Genomic DNA, 20,613 nt, shown 5'->3' on the forward strand with positions numbered 1-20,613 from the left:
TATTAATCTCCTTTTTTTACCTCTGCTAAATAATCATTTGTCAACGGCTGATCAAATGCTGGAATTTGTAACTGTTCAATTGGTTCTTCAATTACTAAATTAAAATTGTCTAAATAAAATGAGTCTATAAATGTTGAGGCCTGCAAGGAATTATACATTTTTTGTGCTGCTTTATAATCGCTTGTCCCAACAAATATCTCAAATGAAGGCGAAGACAGTGGTATACTGTTTACTGTTGTCTTACCATTAATATCCCGTATGGCTGTTGTTTGTACTACCCGATTACCATCAATTGAGACATTAGTAGCATTGTTCTTAAAAAGGGTATTCAATAATTGAGTTAACAAATCGGGTGAAATCTCTTTAATTTCATAGCCCATTTCTATCAGTTCAGGTGCAGGTTCAACTCGAAGTACAACACCTGGCCCTATAACTTCTGTTAATCCTGCTTGTAGCTTTAAACGATTTAATGTTTCATTTAAAGCTGCTTGCTGATTTACTTTTTCAGATTGCTCATAGCGATCCACTACTTCATGAAGTGAGCGAATTTCTGCCAGTAGTGCGGAATGTCTTTGTTTTTCTTGTGCTAATTCCTCTCTTATTGCCCAAATATCTCGTGTATCTCGCTCAGCTGGTTTTTGTATGGTATTGTATTGTACCGCTATCATCAAACCGATAATAAATAGCACGATCGTTATTCGGGTGTACATATTTCTTTTCAAAATAGCCCCTCCTAGACGTATCGTATGCCCCTCAGAATACGACTTTGAATTGTATAATTTTCTACAATCGACTATATAACTGAAGGCTAAATTAAACATGAAGTTTAAAGTATAGAACTTGTCCTAACTTTCTATTTTTACTTTTGGCATGGTAAGCTTCTGATTTTCTTCAAGTGACACAACAATATTGTCATTTAATAATTGATCCACCACGCCCCCGTTTAAGTTTAAAGAAGCTATTAATGTATCTGAATCACCAACCGCTTCGATTACAAACGGAGCTGGATGTTGTGTACCATCAATTGTTATTACTGGGCCATTACAGCGAATATAAGAACTCGCTAATACACGTTGTCCATTAATAGCAATAGCTTGCGCGCCTGAAATTTTTAGTTCATTTAACAATTTAAATACATGACTTTCATGGACAATATAGTCATTTGGATTTAAGGATTTTGGATCATAGTCTCCATCTTGAAGGGTTATGCGTATGCCCTTCCCCTCACTCTTTAGTTCACCGAGTAAAAGCCGTAAATCTTCTGCTTGCTCAACAAGCTTCTTGTAGTCCTTTTCGTTTGAAGCAAAGGATTTTTCATACTTCCGAATTTGTTCTTGTAAATGATTTAGTTCTTCCGTAAGTTCTTTATTGCGCTCTTGTTGAGTGATTAGCTCCTCACGATAAGAATCTTCTTGCTCAAAAAGCTCAGAATTAATAGTGCCTGCTTCTCGATTATCTTTCGCCTGGTTGTATGAATAGCCGATGATAAATCCTGTTGTTACACAAACAATTAGTAATTCGAATTGTTTTCTAGTAAAAAAACTACCTTTGCTATTCGTCTTCTTGTTGTTCATCTTCTGTCACTTCCTGGTTAACCATTTCACCATCTGCATTTACTTCCATGTCAATACTAATCTTGTTGTATTCCTCGTTAAAAGGACGATAGTATGAACCGACCTCTAAATCAATCACACCTTTTTCTAAGTTAGCAATTTGTGCGACGATAGAGGGGTAGTAATTTAACTTTTCCGCTAGTGTCTGAATAACAGCACGTACTTCGTAGCCATCATTCATATAAAGCTTTACTGCATTTGGATTTGCTTCATTACTATTCGTGTTAACCTGAGAAATTAAAGCTAATACTTCGGGCTTTAATTGTGCTAGCTGTTCAACAAGCTTATTAATTGTCTTTTCACCAGTTATCCCGATAAAAACAGGTGCATCAATGGGTGTATCATTTCCCGTTTGTTCAAAGCGCTTGCCGTTTTCTAGCAAAGGATAATAAGTCCCATCCCCAGCTAAGTACGCAACTTTTTTCCATTCTTTAATATCAATTGTTACGCCTTGTAACCAGTTACGGTTAACCTGTACTTCTTTTACCCATTTATCCTTTAATAAAATCTGTTCAATATCTTCCACTTTGAAACTCCACATTGATTTTCCTGGCGCAAGAGTACTTGCCTCCAAATAATATTGGTCATTCGCTAGCTTCGCACCATTGACAGTGATTTTATTGATGTTACTGTATGGAGATTGAAAATAAAGGAGTACTGCTAACACAATAAAGAAAAGTAATATTAGCACTATAAATTTCCGGTTTGTACGCTTTTTTCGTCGCTTTTTTAGCGTAGGTATGCGTTCTTCTATATCAATTACTTTCTCCATAAAAGTACTCCTCCTTTATATTTATTTCGCTAATTGATAAATAATACCTATTATTAACCACATTGTTACTAAAGATGTTCCACCATAGCTAATAAAAGGTAATGTAACACCCGTTACTGGCACTAAACCTATTACTACGGCTATATTTAGAAAAGCCTGCACCATAAGCATTGTGACTAGCCCGATAATCGCATAATAGGACGTTCGGTTTTTAGCCTGTACAGCAAATCTATAGCCTGCATAGATCGTTAGTACAAAAAGCACTAAAATAACGAGGCCACCAATCAATCCGACTTCTTCTAAAATAATGGCGTAAATAAAATCATTTTGAGGCTCTGGTAAATACAGAAACTTTTGTCGGCTTTGTCCAAAGCCATGCCCAAAAATCCCTGCTGGACCGATAGCCATTAAAGATTGCACCGCTTGGAACCCACTAACCAAGGGATCAGCCCATGGATCAAGAAATGCTTCTATACGCTTTAGACGATATGGCGCTGTCGCTATGAGACCTACTAATCCAGCGACACCAGCTAGCATAATCATGGCGTATAATTTTAGAGGATAGCCAGCGACAAAAAACAATAAAAACACAGATACAACGAGAATAAATACTGAGCCAAAATCCGGCTGCAACATGATAAGAACAACAGGAAGTAACAGGATAAAACCATGTCGCCAGTTAACAACAGGAGTGCCCGTTTTATGTTGGGCTAATATATGGCTCAAGTACACAATGACGGTAATTTTCGTTAGCTCTGCCGGCTGTATTGTTAATGGACCTACACCAATCCAGCTTTGCGAACCATTTCGCACTAATCCTATACCAGGAATCAGGACGAGAACGAGTAAAATTAACGAAAATATATAGGCCATTTTCCAAAAGGACTGCTCTCTCAAAATATTTAATCGAATCGTGATTAAAAATACGACAATGGCTACCACAAAGTATACGCTTTGCTTCATATAAAACGGCATTTTTCCACTATAATGAACGGCACTCCAATAGGTACCTGCAGAATAGACGAAAATAATGCCGATTATTGATAGCATCAAAGTTGTGACGAGCAATAAGTAGCTTTCTTTACCTCTCAGTAATGCCATCCTTCCAAGTCAAGTATATTCTAAAATAGTTACAGGCTCATTACAGCTTCATTACAGCATCAATAAAAACATCTCCACGTATTTCAAAGCTGTCATATTGATCCCAACTTGCACATGCTGGAGATAGTAAAATAACATCTCCTTCTGCAGACATCGGTGCTGCATATTGAACAGCATCTTCTACATTTTGAGCAATGACGGTATGTTGGACACCACACGATTTTGCAAATTCTACAAATCGTAAGCCAGTTTCTCCAAACGCAACAACACCCTTTACATGACTCATACAAGGGCGAAGCTCTTCGAAAGAATGTCCACGATCTAAGCCACCTGCGAGTAAAATGACAGGAGCTTGGAAAGCATCTAAAGCACTCTTTGTCGCTAAGCAATTGGTTGCCTTAGAGTCGTTGTAAATCTTACGACCGTTCCATTCACGTACGAATTGTGTACGGTGTCTAACTCCACCAAATGTCGCTAAAACCTCTTCCATCTTCTCTTTGTCACAGCCAACTAAAATACAAGCTGCCACGGCTGCTAGGATATTTTCTAAATTATGCTTACCAGGCAAGGCAATGTTCGCGCGATCCATGTATGGTTCACCTTGCCAATAAATTGTTGTATCATCTGCACTAATTCCATTTGCAGTACGCCCCTTCGAACTGAATGGAATCTTCTGTGCATGAGATTGTGTTGCATATCCAACCACTATCGGTTGGTCGGCATTATAAATAAAATAATCACTGTCATCTTGATTACGAGTTACGCCAAACTTCGCTTCAGCATAGTTATTAAATGTTCCATGATAGTCTAGATGCGCATCATAAAGATTCGTCAAAATAGCAATTTTAGGCTTAAACGTTTTAATCCCCATCAATTGGAAAGAAGACAATTCTGTTACAATGATGTCATCTTGATTAGCTTCTTTTGCGACGCCACAAGCAACTGTCCCAATATTTCCAGCAATTAAAGGATTTTTACTTCCGTTACTTAACATGTCGAATATTAAAGTTGTCGTCGTTGTTTTGCCATTTGAGCCTGTTATACCAATAAATGGTGCATCACTAATTAAAAAAGCTAGCTCAATCTCTGTCCAGACTGGAATCTCTCGACTAAGGGCATCAGCCACAATTCGATTGCTATAAGGTATACCTGGATTTTTTACCACTAACTCAAAGCCTTCATCAAGTAAATCTTCAGGATGGCGACCACAGATAACTGTAATCCCCTTCTGTAAGAGCCCTTGTGCATCTGGACTTTCATCAAATGGTTTTGAATCATTTACTGTTACAAATGCACCAAGCTCATGTAAAATTTCAGCAGCGGCCACACCACTTTTTGCTAGACCTAACACAAGTACTTTTTTATGTTGTAAATCTGTATAGTTTTTCATTAGAACGCCTCCGATAAGACTGCAATTAATGCTACTGCTAAGGCAGTTGACCAGAAGACAAGCACTACTTTCCATTCTGACCAACCGGATAATTCAAAATGATGATGAATAGGGCTCATTTTAAAAATACGCTTTTTTCGAAGCTTAAAGCTACCTACCTGCAAAATAACGGAAAGTGTTTCGATCACAAACACTAAGCCAACTAGTAAAAGCAAGAATTCTTCTTTTACTAAGACAGATACCATAGCTAATGCTCCACCTAATGCTAATGACCCCGTATCCCCCATAAATACCTTTGCAGGATTTGCATTAAATAATAAAAAGCCTAATAAAGCACCTGTTACAGCAAACGAAAATAGTGCAATATCTGCCTGACTTTGGAATAGCGCAATAACACCAAATGCTGCAAAGGCAATGGAGGCAGTACCCGCCACTAGCCCGTCTAGTCCATCTGTCAAATTCACTGCATTGGAGAAGCCTACTAACCAAAAAATTAAAAAGGCTACATAGAATACATCTAGATCAATAGTCCACTCCGTAAATGGAATAGCTAACGTTGTATCAAACGATCCTACATGTAGAAGGAAATACGCAAGAATAGCAATAACAATTTGACCAATCAATTTTTGAAGAGAGGTTAAACCTAAATTTCTTTTAAATACAACCTTTAAACCATCATCTAATAAACCTATTAAGCCGAATCCTGCTAATACTAATAAAAGTACTACGGTCTGTGTCGTTAATAAATCTAAAAAGCTACCTACACCAACAGTTGTTACGAGGATGGATATTAAGAAAATGATTCCCCCCATTGTTGGTGTACCAGCTTTTTTCATATGTGATTTTGGTCCCTCTTCTCGAATACTTTGCCCAAACTTTAGACGACGAAGAAGTGGAATACTAATTGGTGCCAGGATAACTGTTACTATAAAAGCAAGAGCTAAAATGGTAAGTGTTGTTGCGAGTTTCATTGAAAAATCTCCTTTAAATCTTGTTTCACTTTCTTCTTTAAGAAAAAAGCATTAACTTTCATTTTATTATTACTACCCTTCATAATAATAGTGGTTCTTTCCCATTTTTTAAAGGTAAAGTTATTTTAGTTCTCCAAATATAAATGAATGGTACCATCTTGTTTGATAACACTATCCACTTCAGGCAATTGATTACCAATTTTAGTCCCTTCTCCATGCCATTCAATACGGAATGGATAAAATTGCTTGGCAATATCATCCTTTGTTTGACCAATAAAATTCGGTACCTTCACAGTAATTGGGTCACCATAACGATAATCCTTTTCCAGTTGTTCCTTCGATTTTTCAATACCTACAAAAGGCGCAACATCCTCAATAATTTGCCCCACTATAGGTGCTGCTACAACACCACCAAACTGGGTTGTCTTTTTCGGATTGTCAACAGCTACATAGACAATAATTTGCGGATTGTCTGCTGGTGCAAAGCCAATAAAGGATACGATGTACTCTCCACTTTTATAACGGCCATTTTCAACTTTTTGCGCTGTTCCAGTTTTACCACCAATTCGCAGTCCATCTCGAAAGGCTTGTCGACCTGAACCATTCGCTACTACTGATTCCAAAGCACCACGAACCTTAGCAGAGGTTTCTTCACGAATTACCTGATTTTTAACAACTGGTTGCGTTTCTTGTATGACTTCACCTGTATTTGGATTAAATACCTTTTTCACAACATATGGCGTATAAAGCTTGCCTCCATTTATGGCAGCAGCTACTGCTTGAACTTGTTGAATAGGTGTCACGGCTACCCCTTGCCCAAATGAAGTGGTGGCCTGCTCAACAGGACCAAAGGCATCCTTGGAAAATAAAATACCCGATGCTTCACCAGCTATATTAGACCCTGTCTTTTTTCCAAAACCAAAGTCTTTAATATATTGTAGTAATCGCTCATTGCCTAGACGCTGACCTAATTCTATAAAGCCTGGGTTACAGGAGTTCTCAACCACCTCTAAAAAGGTTTCATGCCCATGTCCTTCACGTTTCCAACAGCGAAGCTTTGCTCCCGCCACCATCGTATAACCTGGATCATAAAAGGTTTCATGCTCCAAATCCACTAAGTTTTCTTCCAACGCAGCACTAAGGGTAATAATTTTAAAAGTAGAACCGGGCTCATACGTCATCCATACAGGTAAATTTCGATTGTAGATGGCTGGCTCTACTAATTGATATTCCGCTGGGTGGAAAGTAGGATAAGAGGCTAATGCCAAAATTTCGCCAGTGTTTGGATTCATCGCAATCGCTAGTGCTTGGTCAGCTTCATAGCGCTTCATTGCTTGCGATATTTCGCGCTCTACGACTTGCTGTACATCAACGTCAATTGTTAGCTCAATCGTAGCACCATCTTCTCCTGCTTTCCAAGCACTTGAAACATTAGGCAAATTATTACCTTTTGCATCTGTAAAGAGACGGATAGCAGAAGAATTAGCCTGCAGAAATTTATCATATTCATATTCAATCCCAGCTAATCCTTGGGCATCATACCCCGTAAAACCTAAAAATCGAGATAATAGCGTGCCATAAGGATAATCCCTAGAATAATCAACACCACTATACAATCCTTCAATTTGCATGCCTTGTAATTCTACTGCTTTTTCATAAGGTATATTTTTGCCTTCAGGTGCTAGTTTCACTAAGTACGCTTTTTTTTGCATTTTCTCTAATAGCTTCGCTTTATCCACTTCTAGAACCTGGGCAATTTTTTCAGCAGCTCCTTCAATATCATCACTTTGTGAAGGCATGAAATATAAAGTAGGCGCTAGCTTATTAGTTACAATACTCTCTCCATCTCGATCTGTTATATGCCCTCGTTCATTCGCAAATGGAATTTCCCTGTCCCAGTTCTCCTCTGCCTTAGTAGTCAATTCTTTTTGATCTAACACTTGCAAAAAGAACAACCTAACAACAATTGCCACTGCTACACACATAAACAACACATATAAAATACGTAAACGCTTTTTAGAATGGATAGAAATCCACTTCATTCGACATCACACCTTGTTTTTTACAACGTATGAAATAAAGTGGACTTCTATTCAGTATTATTCATCCTCTACTTCTTCAACTTCACCCTCAGAGGCAGCTTCAACGTCTTGTACAAAGCTTTCAGCAGGTGTTTTGAGCTTAACAACAATCGGGGAACTATCAGTGATGACGGTTCCAGCTGAAACGCTTTGACTTGCTACAAAACCTTCGCCGAATATTTCCATCTCTAGTCCAGTCATAGATTTGAAGACTAGTAAATTACGTAATGACCAATTCGTAAAGTCAGGCAATGTTACCTCGCCATCTGTCTTTAAAAATACAAAACTACCTTTTACCAGCTTTTGAGTGTTCGTTGGATATTGTTCAATAATTTTACCACCACTACCAACAACAATTGGTTGTAAACCATCATTGGCTAATTCTACTTCAACCGCTTCAGCACTTTGACCTGTAAAGTCCTGAATACTGACTTTATTGACATGTTGAACATCGTCTGGGTTGATATTAAGGTGCTTTAAGCTATTTAACATAACTGGATTAAAGACTTTTGATACTGGTACAGATCCAAGCTCATTGTTCAGCTTAGGTTTTTTCACTGAGACATATACAATTAGCTGTGGATCATCTACAGGAGCCAAACCTAAAAATGAATAAAGGTATTGGTTTGAAAGATATCCACCACTAGCTTTCGGAATTTGGGCAGTCCCCGTTTTCCCTGCAACCTCATAATCCTCCAATATAAAATCCTTCGCTGTCCCATGTTTTGATGTTAATGTTGAAGCTAGGATTTCTCGTACTTGTTTCGCTGTATCAGTTTTAATCGGCTGTCCTTTTTCAACAGGCTCATGATTTTGAATAATTTTCCCTGTAGAAGAATCAACAATACGGTCGATAACATACGGTTGCATCATCTTGCCATCATTCGCAATAGCAGTCATCGCTTGGATTAACTGAATAGGTGTTACTGTTGAACCTTGGCCGTAAGTTGTTGTTACTCGTTGAATAGGGTACTTCGATAAAATAGTACCTGCTGCTTCATTCGGTAAATCAATTCCCGTTTTATGCCCAAAACCAAAGCGATCCAGATAATCAATAAATACGTCATCGCCAATCTTAGTTAATAAATGGGCCATACCAGTATTGGCAGAGCGTTGAAAACCTTCTAAATAAGTGATTGGACCCCAACCATATCTATTGTGATCTCGAATCGTACGGTCAAATACTGTATATGAACCTGACATAAACCAATCATTCGGTGTCCATTTTCCCGTATCGATAGCTGAAGCAAGCGTGAAAGTTTTCATCGTCGAGCCAGGCTCAATTGTCTCCTCAATCACCTCATTCAGCCACTTCATATTTTGACTTTCACGTGTTTCTGGGTTAAATGTAGGACGCTGTGACATTGCTAAAATCTTTCCAGTCTTCGGATCTGCTACTACCGCGGTCATGGACTCAGGATTATATTCCTGTTCAACCTTTGTCATTGCTTCCTCTAAGAAGCTTTGGATTGTTTTATCAAGTGTTAAATAAATGTCGTCCCCATTTTTTGCAGGTGTAATCATTTTCTCACTGTTTGGAAGCAAATAGCGGAAAGCATCTGTCTCATATTCCACCTTGCCATTAACGCCTGTTAATTCTTTATCATACGTATATTCTAGACCCATTTCTCCCTTGGTTGTAACCGTGCCATCTTCATTATCTTTTTTGAGAGCATAGCCAATTAAATGCGAGGCAAATACACCATTTGGATAATACCGTTTTAAGTCACTCACAAAGAGAATTCCTGGTAATTTTTCTTCCTTTATTTTACTCATGACCTCGTGACTAATGCCACGGCCTGCGCTACCAAACTCAACTTGATATAAAGGTTCACCATCACTTCTATATCGATTGTTCAATTTTTTAACAATCTCGTCTTCCTTTTCCTTCATCGCTGGAATATATTTCGCTAGTACTTTTGCCGTTTTCTCCGAATCCACTACATGACGAGGATTCTTTGGATCTGTTGTAGCCTTTTCGCTTACAATGGCAATCATGCGATAACTCAATGTATCCTCTGCAATTACTTGTCCATTTTGATCATAAATCTTCCCACGATTAGCTGTAATTACACTTTCCTTACCATACTTAGCTGCTGCTCTCGCTGCAAGCTCTTGTCCTTCCACTTCACCTGTAGCCTGTAATGTCACCATTCTTGTGAATAATAGAAAAAAGAGCCCTCCATAAAAAATTAATAATAGAAAGGCTCCCCATTGGAATCGAAATCTCTTTTTTTTCATTCTCCCGGCACTACCTTTACATTTTTCTCATTTTGAGTTAAACCGAGTTCTTTGGCTTTTTTCCATATGTTTTCGTATGTAGAAAGTTCACTTACACGAACCGTTAAGTCAACATTCTGTTTCGCAATCTCTTCTGCTTCTGATTCGATTTTTTGAATGTCTATACTTGTTGTTTGAATCGCTGCTTGTTTATTTAATACAAGAATTCCTAGTACAGCAATAATGCCAATTAAAACAATTAGCATTGTCTTTTCAAACTTCTGGTTCGTTTTTTTACGACGTATGATAGTGGGTTGTGGACTAGGTGGTGTTATCGGTTGTTGCACTTGTTGATGTTGGTGCTGTTGCCTTACACGAACTGCTGCCATTTACTCACGCCCTTTGTCGTTAATTTTCTCCACCACTCTAAGCTTCGCTGAACGCGCACGATTATTAACTGCCAATTCTTCATCAGAAGGAATAATAGGCTTTCGCGTAATAAGCTTTAAAGTTGGCTTCATGTCATCAGGAATTACAGGTAAATTTGGCGGTAATTCCGGTAATGATGACGCTTCCTTAAAGATTGTCTTGCATAGGCGGTCCTCCAATGAATGGAACGTAATGACACTAATGCGCCCCCCTACGTTAATCATATCAATCGCATCGACTAATGAATCCTCTGCTGCGCCTAGCTCATCATTAACAGCAATTCTTATTGCTTGGAAAATGCGCTTTGCCGGATGTCCACCTTTTCGGCGTGCCGCTGCTGGAATACCCTCTTTAATTAATTCTACAAGTTGACCAGTTGTTTCAATCGGTGCTGTTTTTCGAGCCTCTTCAATTTTACGGGCAACTTGTTTAGAAAACTTTTCTTCTCCATAACGGAAAAATATACGAACAAGATCTTCGTATGCCCATTGATTAACAACATCTGATGCTGTCAGAGTTGCAGTTTGATCCATACGCATATCAAGTGGTGCATCGTGGTGATAACTAAAGCCTCTCTCAGGTGTATCTAATTGTGGAGAAGATACGCCTAAGTCATATAAAATACCATCAACCTGCTTAATGCCATGAGCTAATAGTTCTTCTTTTAAGTAACGGAAATTCGAATGGATAAATGTAACACGCTCTAAATAAGGTGCTAATCGAATTTTCGCATTTTCAATAGCCGTCATATCTTGATCAAAACAAATTAAGCGGCCTTTATCTGATAATTGTTGTACTAGATATTCACTGTGTCCCGCACCACCTAGTGTACAGTCCACATATACACCATCAGGATCTATGTTCAACCCATCAACAGTTTCTTTTAATAACACGGTTGTATGATCGAACATACCACTCGCTCCTCTCAGGCCTTAACCTCATTCAACTATCACGTTGTAATGCCTATTACAAGTTAAAAATCAAAGCCAATCATATTTTCTGCAATTTCATTAAAAGATTGTTCAGATTCACTAAAGTAAGCTTCCCAAGCATCCTTAGCCCAAATCTCGATTCGATTTGAAACACCCAACACCACACATTCTTTTACTAGATGTGCATGCTGCATAAGGGTAGCTGGGATGTTGATACGCCCCTGCTTGTCTATCTCTACCTCTGTTGCTCCAGAAAAGAAAAACCTCGCAAATGCTCGTGTATCTTTTTTGGTCATTGGTAAACCTTTTAATTTCTCTTCGAGTTTTCGCCATTCATTCATAGGATAGCCAAATAGACAGTTATCGAGACCTCTTGTGACAACAAACGTTTCGCCTAAAGCTTCACGAAATTTTGCCGGTACGATTAATCGCCCTTTCGCATCAACGGAGTGTTGATATTCTCCCATGAACATACTACTCACCCCACTTTATTAAATAATGTACCACATCCCCCCACTTTCCTCCACTTTTTTTAAAAAAAACTTGACATTTTATCACTTAATATGCAATTAGACCTTTAGGAATTTTTTTGACATGTGCTAAATGATACAAAAAAAGAGCCACCCCTGGTAGGATAGCTCTTTAAATACTATTTATCTCGACATTATTCATCAAATTCACAGGATATCAAATTACTACTTAGGTAAAAAGTATCTGTTTATTAATTTTATAAATAAAGTAAATAGTGGTGTTTACCGATGCTATAATTTTGCTTCAGCATTTCAGTAATTAACATAGGTCCAAACTCATTGAAATATTGATACGGATTAAAGGATCTCTCTTGGAAACCATCATTAGGATATAATTCATTTTGCAATGTCATAAATTTACGAATCGTCGTTTCATGCTTACCTAATACAGTTTGTTCTATTTTTTGCTGTAGATAGTCAAATTGCTTCGCATGATTTTCTTGATTTTTCTCAAGAATCTTATCTAATTGCAGATGCTGTTTCTCTAAATAGGAGGCTAGCTCTTCATATTTTTCTACTAACAACTGCTGCATAGCTTGAATTTGGCGTTTGGCTTCACTGTCCTGTACATCTGCAATAAAACGTTCTTTCAGGTGTAATGCTTTCCCTTCCCATACGTCAGTAACAGTTAGTTGATGCTCGCGTAATAATTGCTCTACATGACGAGTGACAATAGTTATATGTAGGCGCGGAGCAAAAATCGGCATTTGTAAATCTAACACTGAAAATGCATTTTTCAGTGTCGCCCAATAAGCTAGCTCTCCTGGACCTCCAACAAACGCTAATACTGGCAATGTCATCTCCTGCATCAATGGGCGAGTTACTACGTTATTACTTAAACGTTCAGGATGATTATGCGCCACTTCTAATAGCTCTTCTTGTGTAAATTTAAGGTTTGCCGCTAAATTAACAAACAGATCATTTTTTCTTTCTAAAAGATGTCGCTCCCCATCTTCTACGTAAAATAAATTGGCTGCTTCATATGTTGCTAAAATAGGCTTACCATAGCCAGCACGTTCAAGCTCTTGCTCCTTTTCCGTTACTACTCTAGCAATTTCTTCATTGGATTGAATGATTTGAGCAAAATATTTATGTTCAAATTGACGGAATTGAAAGTTAGCGGCATCGATTAATAATAAGCCTTCCTCTTTGAATAATTGATTCATTAGACAGGCAAAGAAATCTGTAAATGTTTCACTATTGTTCAATGCGTCAACTAATTGCTTAATCAGCGTTTCTGTATACTCTGTTTCTCCAATATCACGAATAATTGTATTAATTAATTGCGTCATCGACTCTTTGTTGAGGGCTGTTGCAGAAGCCATCGTTTTACGTCTAGAGCGCTCCCCATAAGCTCTTTTTTTCAGCAATTCCCCATGTACCGTATAGGTGTGATTGATTTCTTCTAAGTCATGATCTTCTCCAGCTATCCAGAAAACAGGAATAACAGGCTGTTGAAGCTTCGTACTTTGCTCTTTCGCTAATGCAATAACTGAAATAGCTTTATGAACGGAGTAAAGAGGGCCTGTTAAGATACCTGCTTGTTGTCCACCAACTATTACCATAGCTCCTTGCTCTAGTTGTTCTAAATGTTCATTCGCTTTTTTGGATAACCCCAGCGGCTCCATAAATTGACGGATGATTGTTGTTAACTCTTTTTGATCACGGGAATTTCGCGCTAAATGCTCCGCTCTTTTCTCAAAAGCTTGATCATTGTATTCATACTCAAAAAATTGATGAATGGCAGTATTTGGCGACCAGTAATCTGCTAGTACATGATTTTTTATAGGTACTTGGATTGACTCCAGTTTCATTTAACATAAACTCCTCTACTCACTAAATCATTTCCTTACTCATAACAAGAAATTGAATTTCATTCATACTATGCACATGAGGCTTTCAATGTTGCCTTGACATTCAAATTGCTCAAAAAAAATCCGCGGCATCTATTAGCGGCTTTTAGGCAACAATGTTGCAGCAGACATTTCGATTTTAAAGCCATCATTCTCCCTCGAGAAGGATTTTCTATACCTAACTTTGCTTTCGGTACAAAAAAACATGCGCTGGTTCACTTCCTTATATCACTGAACTACGCTTCTAATTACGAAGGTTTATGAATGCAATCCATATTCTCATCCCCATAGAATGATTTTTATAACTATTTTAATGCTATTATTTTAACGCTTAAAGCTTCAACATGAAAAGAAAATGCTTAGACAACCTGTAAATATTCCATAATGGATTGGATAACACCCACGATACATATCAATAGGTAAGCCGTACTAAGTATTAAGAATAAAAAACGCCAAATTTTCTTTAATAACGGCTTTACTTCTATTTCCTTTTTAGTCCGCCAATCAATATATGTAAAAATCATGGCCATCATTATCGCGAGGATCACTAAAAGCGCTCCAACATTCACACGCCAAAGCACACCGATAGCTAACGGAACAGAAAAAAACAAGCACAATGTCGTAACATCAGAGGCTGCTCCAAAAGCATGTGTGCCTCGAATTTTAACTTTCCTGCCAACCAGATAAACAATTACGAAAAGAACAATTGGACAAAAAATAATGATACTAATAACTATATGTAAAAGGTCTTTCAACTTCTTTCACCGCTCTCCTCTATTGCAAGCACTTGATGATATAAAGTACGCAAAGTAGGTAAATTATGACCGTTTGCTAAAGCTTTATTTAGAATGACACCAACAATTGTTTCGATTTCACTTTTTCTCCCCTGCAGACGATCCGCTAGCATAGATGAAGTATTGTTGGCCGTTTTCCTACATAAGTCTATCACATCACTAAAAGATATGGTGTGTTCAATATCTTCAAAAGCTTCCGTAAGCTCTCGATAAATATTTTCTAGCAGTAAAAATGCTTGTTGATTAGTCACTAACTCTCCGTTCTTTACTTGCAATACAGCTGTCAATGGATTAATTAAGCTATTAAGTGCCGCTTTTGCAAAAAGCATTTGCTCTGCATTACTAGCCAATTCAATAGGAAATAAGGAACGTTGTAATTGTAGTAGCTGTTGAAAAGCCTGGTGTTCTCCTCGTTCTATTGCTATTTTAAATAGCCCTACTCCTCTATGTTGAACCGTTGAATGGTCCAACAATTGAGCTCCAAAGGTCACTGAACCAAAGGCGATATTTTTTTGTGGCAAGAGTAGTGCCTCCTCAAAATGCGCTAAGCCGTTTTGCATAAAAAGCAACGGCATTTCACTTGAGAATAAGGCTAATTGATTGTAGAGCTTTTGCAAATGTCCGTATTTAACAGCAATCACTAGTAAATCTTGTTTTGGTAGATTAGCCAAATCTGTAGTAGCAACAATCCTTTGCACAGTTTTAGTCCCATCAACGTTGATACGTGTTAACTTCTTGGCATTTAGTTCAATTACTTGTTCTTGCCTTCTGGCAACCAACGTTACTGGTACACCAGACTCCGCTAAAAAACTTGCTGTTAATTGACCAACTGCCCCTGCTCCAATTATCGCTACTTTCATTGTCTACACCCTTTCCATCTTTACTGATCAATTTTCCTCGATGTCATCACATCCAGATTGTTCCAAAAATACTCAAAACACTCTGTAATACTTTGAAGCAACACGATACTATTCACACCATCAAGCACTTTTTGGCGTGCCTCCTATAACAACAGACTTTAAACCCCCCATCTGATGCTCACCTCTGAATAGTATACTTTTCATAAAACTATAAGAATAAGGTGCCTTAGAATACATCTAAGGCACCTTCTACGCAGGTTCTTTTATTATACAGGATAGACTGATTATTGACGATATACAGAAAGGGTTTTATGTCCATAAAAGAAAAGCAATGTAATTCACGTTCCAAAAACCACGTAATCATAATTTTAATCTTTCATTAATGAATAACCTTGCTGAAGCCATTTCACTAGCTTCTCATGCTCATTTTGCAATTCCCGATGCTTCATTTCAAGCGTTTGATAAGCCTCCGTTAATTCGTCAAAACTTGTCAACGCTAATTTCAAATGACTTCGCATAGATTGTTGGGGCTGATTTCGCACAGCTAGTAGTGACTGACTATATTGACCACGCAATGTTTTATTCCATCGGAAGCCACACGCTTGTTTTGTACGACCTAGTTCTATGGCCGCCATTTCAAAGGCCTCTAGCTGTGTTTTGCCATTTTGCACATTATGCAATACGATTTCTGCTAGTCTTTCATCATCTTCCTTTGTCCATTGATCTTTTCTTTTTTTCAATTCCATAATCTATCACCCTCGCATTTTTTACTACTATATGCAAAAGCAAGCAAAATAGAATCATTGCATGAAAAAAGACAGTGATGATGTTTTTACTCTCAACACTGTCTTTATACATTACTTATTATTCTTCTTTGTCAAGAAATTATTAACCGCTTGATGGTGCGCTTCACTTTCCCACAACTTTGCACAGATACTAACTTCTTCCATCACACGCTCATACATATTTCGTTCACGCCACTTTCTAAGCTCAATCTCCTTATAAGCTTTATGAACAGAAGGATGAATTTTTCGCATATGTTCAATAAAATCGTTCAAGGCATCTTCTTTTGAGCCTTCAAAAACACGCATAGCCCATCCTATCTCATATAATAATTGCGCAGGGTAAGGCTTCGCATCCACGAGCATCTTCATCGCACGATCATGACGCAAACCTCGTTCAAATAAATATGTACCGCCACCCCAGCCACTTGTAATGGCTAGTGTTCCTTGGATAAATCCACATTTCGCATGGCTAGCTACTAAACGAAAATCACAAGCTGTTGCAATCTCACAGCCCCCTCCAACAGCGGTACCATTTATAAGTGCTATAGTTGGTACAGGAAGCGTAGCAAGGTCATATAATATTTTCCCCATCTTACTTAACATACCAAACGCCTCATCCTCTGTTTCCAAAGAATGAAACTCAGATAAATCCCCTCCTGAGCAAAACGATTTATCGCCAGCACCAGTCACTACTAAGAAACGCACATCTTCATGCCCACGAATATATGTAATGACTTCTTGAAGACCGTTCATCACATCATCATTGACAGCATTCCGTTTCTCTTCACGGTTAATGGTAAACGTCATAATGCCATCATGATTGTCAATCGTATAAGACATATTACTACCCCCTTTGTCGCAATGAATAAATTGTATCACACAATTATTTCACTATTGTAAAGAACTTCATAATCAACGAAATATTCCGTCTTTTTAAGCAAACAAAAAGGCTAGTAAAGAGCCATGGTCTCTCTACTAGCCTTTTAAGTGAGCAAACACTGTATTATTTGCTTACTACTTCTTTACCTTTGTATTGTCCGCAAGCTTTGCAAACACGGTGTGATAATTTAGCCTCACCACAGTTAGGGCAAGTTACCATACCAGGTACAGATAATTTGAAATGCGTACGACGCTTTCTTTTTGCAGTTTTAGAAGTTCTTCTAAATGGTACAGCCATTGATGGCACCTCCTTACAGATCGTCTATTCGTCTGTTTGATCAAAATACTTAGCTAAAGCAGCTAGTCTTGGATCCACTTTTTGTTCGTCAGCTTTTTTGTGTAGCTCTACGTCTTCATCTGTTGCATAAGACCAATTTTTACCTCCATGCACTTGTCCTTCAGAATCTTCCTTGAACACTTGCATTGGTACCTCAAGCAAAACTAATTCCTCAAGAACCGGTTTCATGTCGATGACTTCACCGTCAATATAGTGAATGTCTCCGTCATCGTCTCCTCGTTTATCTTCGTCAATCCAGCTAAAAATTTCAACTGTCTCAACTTCAATTGGAAACTCAACATCCTCCCATGTGCGAGCACATGGTAGTGTTAACGTTGCTGTCACAGTTAACTGACATGTCATTTGCGATGCACCAAAAGTACATAGCCCTTTTACATGAACGGGCGAAATTGCTCGAATATCCTGGTTTCGCTCCATCACTTCATCCAGCTGGACAAAGGCATCGATTGGCATCCCGTTTTGGCGGTATTTAGATAATTGATGAATTGACCATTTCATTCGTTTAATCACCTCGAGACAACACTGTTGATTATATAATGTGTAAAAATAGATGTCAAGATAATTTCTTGTCACCACTTTAAAACCCACCTATAATTATATACTATGAGAAGTGTATTTACTCCTAACAGTTTAAAATAAAGACACAAATTATAAGGGGGAGAAGCATGCAAGCAGTTGGAATTGTTGTTGAATATAATCCTTTTCACAACGGACATGCTTATCATTTAGAACAGGCTAAAAAAGCAGCACAGGCAGATCTCGTAATCGCTGTTATGAGCGGCACATTTTTACAACGTGGAGAACCTGCCATGGTAGATAAATGGACACGTACTAAAATGGCGCTTTCTGGCGGTGTAGATATTGTTATTGAACTGCCTTATGTCTATAGTACAGCACCTGCTACAGATTTCGCAAAAGGAGCCATTTCCTTATTAAGTGCTGTTGGTTGCAACTCTTTTGCTTTTGGAAGTGAAGACGGCTCTATACAGCCCTTTCTAAACACTTTCGAGCTGATTGACAGCCACCGTGCAGAATATGACCTGTTCATTAAAGACAGCCTTAAAACAGGTGCCAGCTACCCAAAAAGCCTACATTACGCCTATGAACAGCTTTCTCAGATGTACCCTGCTCCATACATCGATCTTGCACAACCAAATAATATATTGGGCTTTCATTATCTTGAAGCAGCGAGGGCACTTAACAGCAACATTAAACCATTAACAATTCCTCGCGTTGCAGCAGGATATCATGATGCATTAAAGGAAGATGCATCGATCGCCAGTGCCACTGGCATACGTAAAGCCCTTGCCTCTACAAATTCTTTACAAAGTGTACAAAATGTTGTTCCTACAGCTACTTTTGATTATTTAACAGACTGGCATACAAAGTATAACCAATTTGCAAGCTGGGAAACATTTTGGCCGTTATTACAGTTCACCATTATAAGACATACCCCTTCAAAACTTACTCGTTATGCAGAAGTAACAGAGGGCATAGAAAACGCAATTGTAAAAGCAGCCAAAAACAGCTCTACATTTTATAGCTTTATGGAAAAAATAAAATCTAAGCGTTATACTTGGACCCGCCTTCAACGGATGATAACACATATCTATACAGGGTTTACCAAAAAGCAGCTTCAAAGTTTTAACGCACCCTCTTTTATTCGGCTATTGGGTATGAGTTCGACAGGACAAGCTTATTTAGGTCAGCAAAAAAAGAATATAGAGTTACCCTTAATCAGTCGAGTTGCAGCTACAAATGATGCGATGTTAGCTATCGATATACATGCAGCAGAGCTTTATAATTTAAGTATCGAGCAAGGAACAAAGGATTTTACGTTGCCGAAGGATTATCAAACACCACCTATTCGTTGCTAAAGACATCAAAAGGGATGCTAAAGTCCTTTTAGCATCCCTTTATATTATTTTGGTTGAAGTTGCTTTAAATAATTGATAGCATCGTCAACGCTCTTCACTGGAACGATTTTCATTTTTGTTTTAATCTCTTTGGCCGTTTTGACAGCCGTTGCATAATTCGATTCTAGCTCTGGATACTTCGCTTTCATTTCTTGAGAGATTTCATCATCTGGTGCAAAAAAGATTTCCATACCGTCACGATCAGCGGCAATAACCTTATAGTCTATTCCACCAATTCTTCCAACAGATCCATCTATTAGCATTTCACCTGTTCCAGCAATTGCATAGCCTTTTGTTAAATCTTCATCAAGTAATTGGTCTAATATTTCAAGTGTAAACATCAGTCCAGCAGAAGGTCCCCCTATATCCTCTGTTTTCATCGTCACTTTCGGATTAGTTTCAATCGATTTGCTTTCAGTATAAGAAATACCTAAACCCGCTCTATGTTCTTGGGCGTTAGGAATTTCCTGTAGTGTAATAGTCTCCTGGTGTTGTTCTTCATTACGTATAAATTGAATGGTTACCTTATCGCCAAGCTGCTTAGGTTTTAATAGATCCACAAGCATTTGCTGGCTAGTTATTCTTTGTCCATCAACCTCGACAATTTCATCACCCGCTTTTAAAATACCGTCCGAAGCTCCTCCGTCTAAAACGTTTAATATGAATACACCATTAAAAAGAACCTTTGTCTCTAGCCCTGCTCTTTGGAAGGCTACATATTTGGCATTAAATTGTGAATCAGACATTAACTTTAACTGTCGAATATTATATTCCTCATCATCCTCTAAAGGATTTCGTACTTGTTCAATATCCATTAGCTTTTGATATTTTTGAACTTTCGCCCACAAATACGAAAATGGTGTGGCTTGCTGCATAGCAACTGTCATTAAACTTAAAGACCCCTCACTATCTGCCTCTTTACTATCCACAGTAACAAATTTACTGACATCATAGGCACTTCCAGGTTTCATAATATACGCGTCTAGTCGGTATAACATCATAAAACAAATCACGACTATCAACACTGCATAAATACTAATTTTTTTCTTCACTTGAAAACACCTCCTAGGACGCTTGCAAAACCATACGTTCATGTTTTTGCCTTTCTCACATATATTGATTTTAGCAT

20 protein-coding genes are annotated in these 20,613 nt (G+C 38.1%); 1 reads left to right on the top strand and 19 read right to left on the bottom strand.

Annotated features, from left to right (window positions below; all coding sequences use genetic code 11):
* Positions 1 to 2: 2 nt before the first annotated feature.
* From HXV90_RS11010 to HXV90_RS11095, 18 genes are all read right to left on the bottom strand, one after another.
* Positions 3 to 722, bottom strand: coding sequence for a DUF881 domain-containing protein (locus tag HXV90_RS11010; RefSeq protein WP_036077135.1), 720 nt, complete (start codon positions 720 to 722; stop codon positions 3 to 5).
* Between the two features lie 123 nt (positions 723 to 845).
* On the bottom strand, positions 846 to 1,574 hold the full coding sequence (locus tag HXV90_RS11015) for a DUF881 domain-containing protein (protein ID WP_048394654.1): 729 nt from the start codon (positions 1,572 to 1,574) through the stop codon (positions 846 to 848).
* Entirely contained in the window at positions 1,552 to 2,385 is an 834-nt protein-coding gene (locus tag HXV90_RS11020; protein WP_048394656.1) for a cell division protein FtsQ/DivIB, read from the bottom strand. The genes HXV90_RS11015 and HXV90_RS11020 overlap by 23 nt, the downstream gene beginning before the upstream one ends.
* Before the next feature lie 21 nt (positions 2,386 to 2,406).
* A complete protein-coding gene (ftsW, locus tag HXV90_RS11025) occupies positions 2,407 to 3,486 on the bottom strand; it encodes a putative lipid II flippase FtsW (RefSeq protein ID WP_048394659.1) in 1,080 nt (359 codons plus the stop codon).
* 40 nt (positions 3,487 to 3,526) lie between these two features.
* The gene (murD, locus tag HXV90_RS11030) at positions 3,527 to 4,876 is read right to left on the bottom strand and encodes a UDP-N-acetylmuramoyl-L-alanine--D-glutamate ligase (RefSeq protein ID WP_269898949.1); all 1,350 of its coding nucleotides are present in this window, start codon (positions 4,874 to 4,876) and stop codon (positions 3,527 to 3,529) included.
* The gene (gene mraY, locus HXV90_RS11035) at positions 4,876 to 5,847 is read right to left on the bottom strand and encodes a phospho-N-acetylmuramoyl-pentapeptide-transferase (RefSeq protein WP_048394663.1); all 972 of its coding nucleotides are present in this window, start codon (positions 5,845 to 5,847) and stop codon (positions 4,876 to 4,878) included. Before mraY ends, murD begins: the two co-directional genes overlap by 1 nt.
* Positions 5,848 to 5,972: 125 nt before the next feature.
* Positions 5,973 to 7,889, bottom strand: coding sequence for a stage V sporulation protein D (locus HXV90_RS11040; protein WP_269898950.1), 1,917 nt, complete (start codon positions 7,887 to 7,889; stop codon positions 5,973 to 5,975).
* A 57-nt stretch (positions 7,890 to 7,946) separates the two neighbouring features.
* Complete coding sequence (locus tag HXV90_RS11045) at positions 7,947 to 10,169, bottom strand: penicillin-binding protein (RefSeq protein ID WP_269898951.1); 2,223 nt, start codon at positions 10,167 to 10,169, stop codon at positions 7,947 to 7,949.
* Complete coding sequence (gene ftsL, locus HXV90_RS11050) at positions 10,166 to 10,537, bottom strand: cell division protein FtsL (protein ID WP_004224836.1); 372 nt, start codon at positions 10,535 to 10,537, stop codon at positions 10,166 to 10,168. The genes HXV90_RS11045 and ftsL overlap by 4 nt, the downstream gene beginning before the upstream one ends.
* Complete coding sequence (rsmH, locus tag HXV90_RS11055) at positions 10,538 to 11,488, bottom strand: 16S rRNA (cytosine(1402)-N(4))-methyltransferase RsmH (RefSeq protein WP_112117457.1); 951 nt, start codon at positions 11,486 to 11,488, stop codon at positions 10,538 to 10,540.
* A gap of 62 nt (positions 11,489 to 11,550) precedes the next feature.
* On the bottom strand, positions 11,551 to 11,982 hold the full coding sequence (mraZ, locus tag HXV90_RS11060; protein WP_004224832.1) for a division/cell wall cluster transcriptional repressor MraZ: 432 nt from the start codon (positions 11,980 to 11,982) through the stop codon (positions 11,551 to 11,553).
* 254 nt (positions 11,983 to 12,236) lie between these two features.
* Positions 12,237 to 13,853 carry a bacillithiol biosynthesis cysteine-adding enzyme BshC gene (gene bshC, locus HXV90_RS11065; RefSeq protein WP_112117456.1) on the bottom strand — a complete coding sequence of 539 codons (1,617 nt, stop codon included), beginning with the start codon at positions 13,851 to 13,853 and terminating at the stop codon, positions 12,237 to 12,239.
* Positions 13,854 to 14,251: 398 nt separating this feature from the next.
* On the bottom strand, positions 14,252 to 14,647 hold the full coding sequence (locus HXV90_RS11070; RefSeq protein WP_066037194.1) for a DUF3397 domain-containing protein: 396 nt from the start codon (positions 14,645 to 14,647) through the stop codon (positions 14,252 to 14,254).
* Positions 14,644 to 15,546, bottom strand: a complete 903-nt coding sequence (locus HXV90_RS11075) for a ketopantoate reductase family protein (RefSeq protein ID WP_269898952.1) — start codon at positions 15,544 to 15,546, stop codon at positions 14,644 to 14,646. Before HXV90_RS11075 ends, HXV90_RS11070 begins: the two co-directional genes overlap by 4 nt.
* Before the next feature lie 368 nt (positions 15,547 to 15,914).
* Positions 15,915 to 16,292, bottom strand: coding sequence for a transcriptional regulator (locus HXV90_RS11080; protein WP_004224822.1), 378 nt, complete (start codon positions 16,290 to 16,292; stop codon positions 15,915 to 15,917).
* A 111-nt stretch (positions 16,293 to 16,403) separates the two neighbouring features.
* The gene (locus HXV90_RS11085) at positions 16,404 to 17,171 is read right to left on the bottom strand and encodes an enoyl-CoA hydratase/isomerase family protein (RefSeq protein WP_269898953.1); all 768 of its coding nucleotides are present in this window, start codon (positions 17,169 to 17,171) and stop codon (positions 16,404 to 16,406) included.
* Between the two features lie 163 nt (positions 17,172 to 17,334).
* Positions 17,335 to 17,508: a 50S ribosomal protein L32 gene (gene rpmF / locus HXV90_RS11090; RefSeq protein WP_004224819.1), complete on the bottom strand. Its 174-nt coding sequence runs from the start codon at positions 17,506 to 17,508 to the stop codon at positions 17,335 to 17,337.
* A gap of 24 nt (positions 17,509 to 17,532) precedes the next feature.
* Positions 17,533 to 18,066: a YceD family protein gene (locus HXV90_RS11095; protein WP_004224818.1), complete on the bottom strand. Its 534-nt coding sequence runs from the start codon at positions 18,064 to 18,066 to the stop codon at positions 17,533 to 17,535.
* A 167-nt stretch (positions 18,067 to 18,233) separates the two neighbouring features.
* Between HXV90_RS11095 and HXV90_RS11100 the strand changes: the two genes are divergently transcribed.
* Positions 18,234 to 19,445 carry a nucleotidyltransferase gene (locus HXV90_RS11100; RefSeq protein ID WP_269898954.1) on the top strand — a complete coding sequence of 404 codons (1,212 nt, stop codon included), beginning with the start codon at positions 18,234 to 18,236 and terminating at the stop codon, positions 19,443 to 19,445.
* A gap of 44 nt (positions 19,446 to 19,489) precedes the next feature.
* Here HXV90_RS11100 and HXV90_RS11105 read toward each other — a convergent pair whose 3' ends face one another.
* On the bottom strand, positions 19,490 to 20,536 hold the full coding sequence (locus HXV90_RS11105; protein ID WP_048394679.1) for a SepM family pheromone-processing serine protease: 1,047 nt from the start codon (positions 20,534 to 20,536) through the stop codon (positions 19,490 to 19,492).
* Between the last annotated feature and the right edge of the window lie 77 nt (positions 20,537 to 20,613).

The sequence above is a fragment of the Lysinibacillus sp. JK80 genome (assembly GCF_027557635.1).
Classification (GTDB): Bacteria; Bacillota; Bacilli; order Bacillales_A; family Planococcaceae; genus Lysinibacillus; species Lysinibacillus capsici.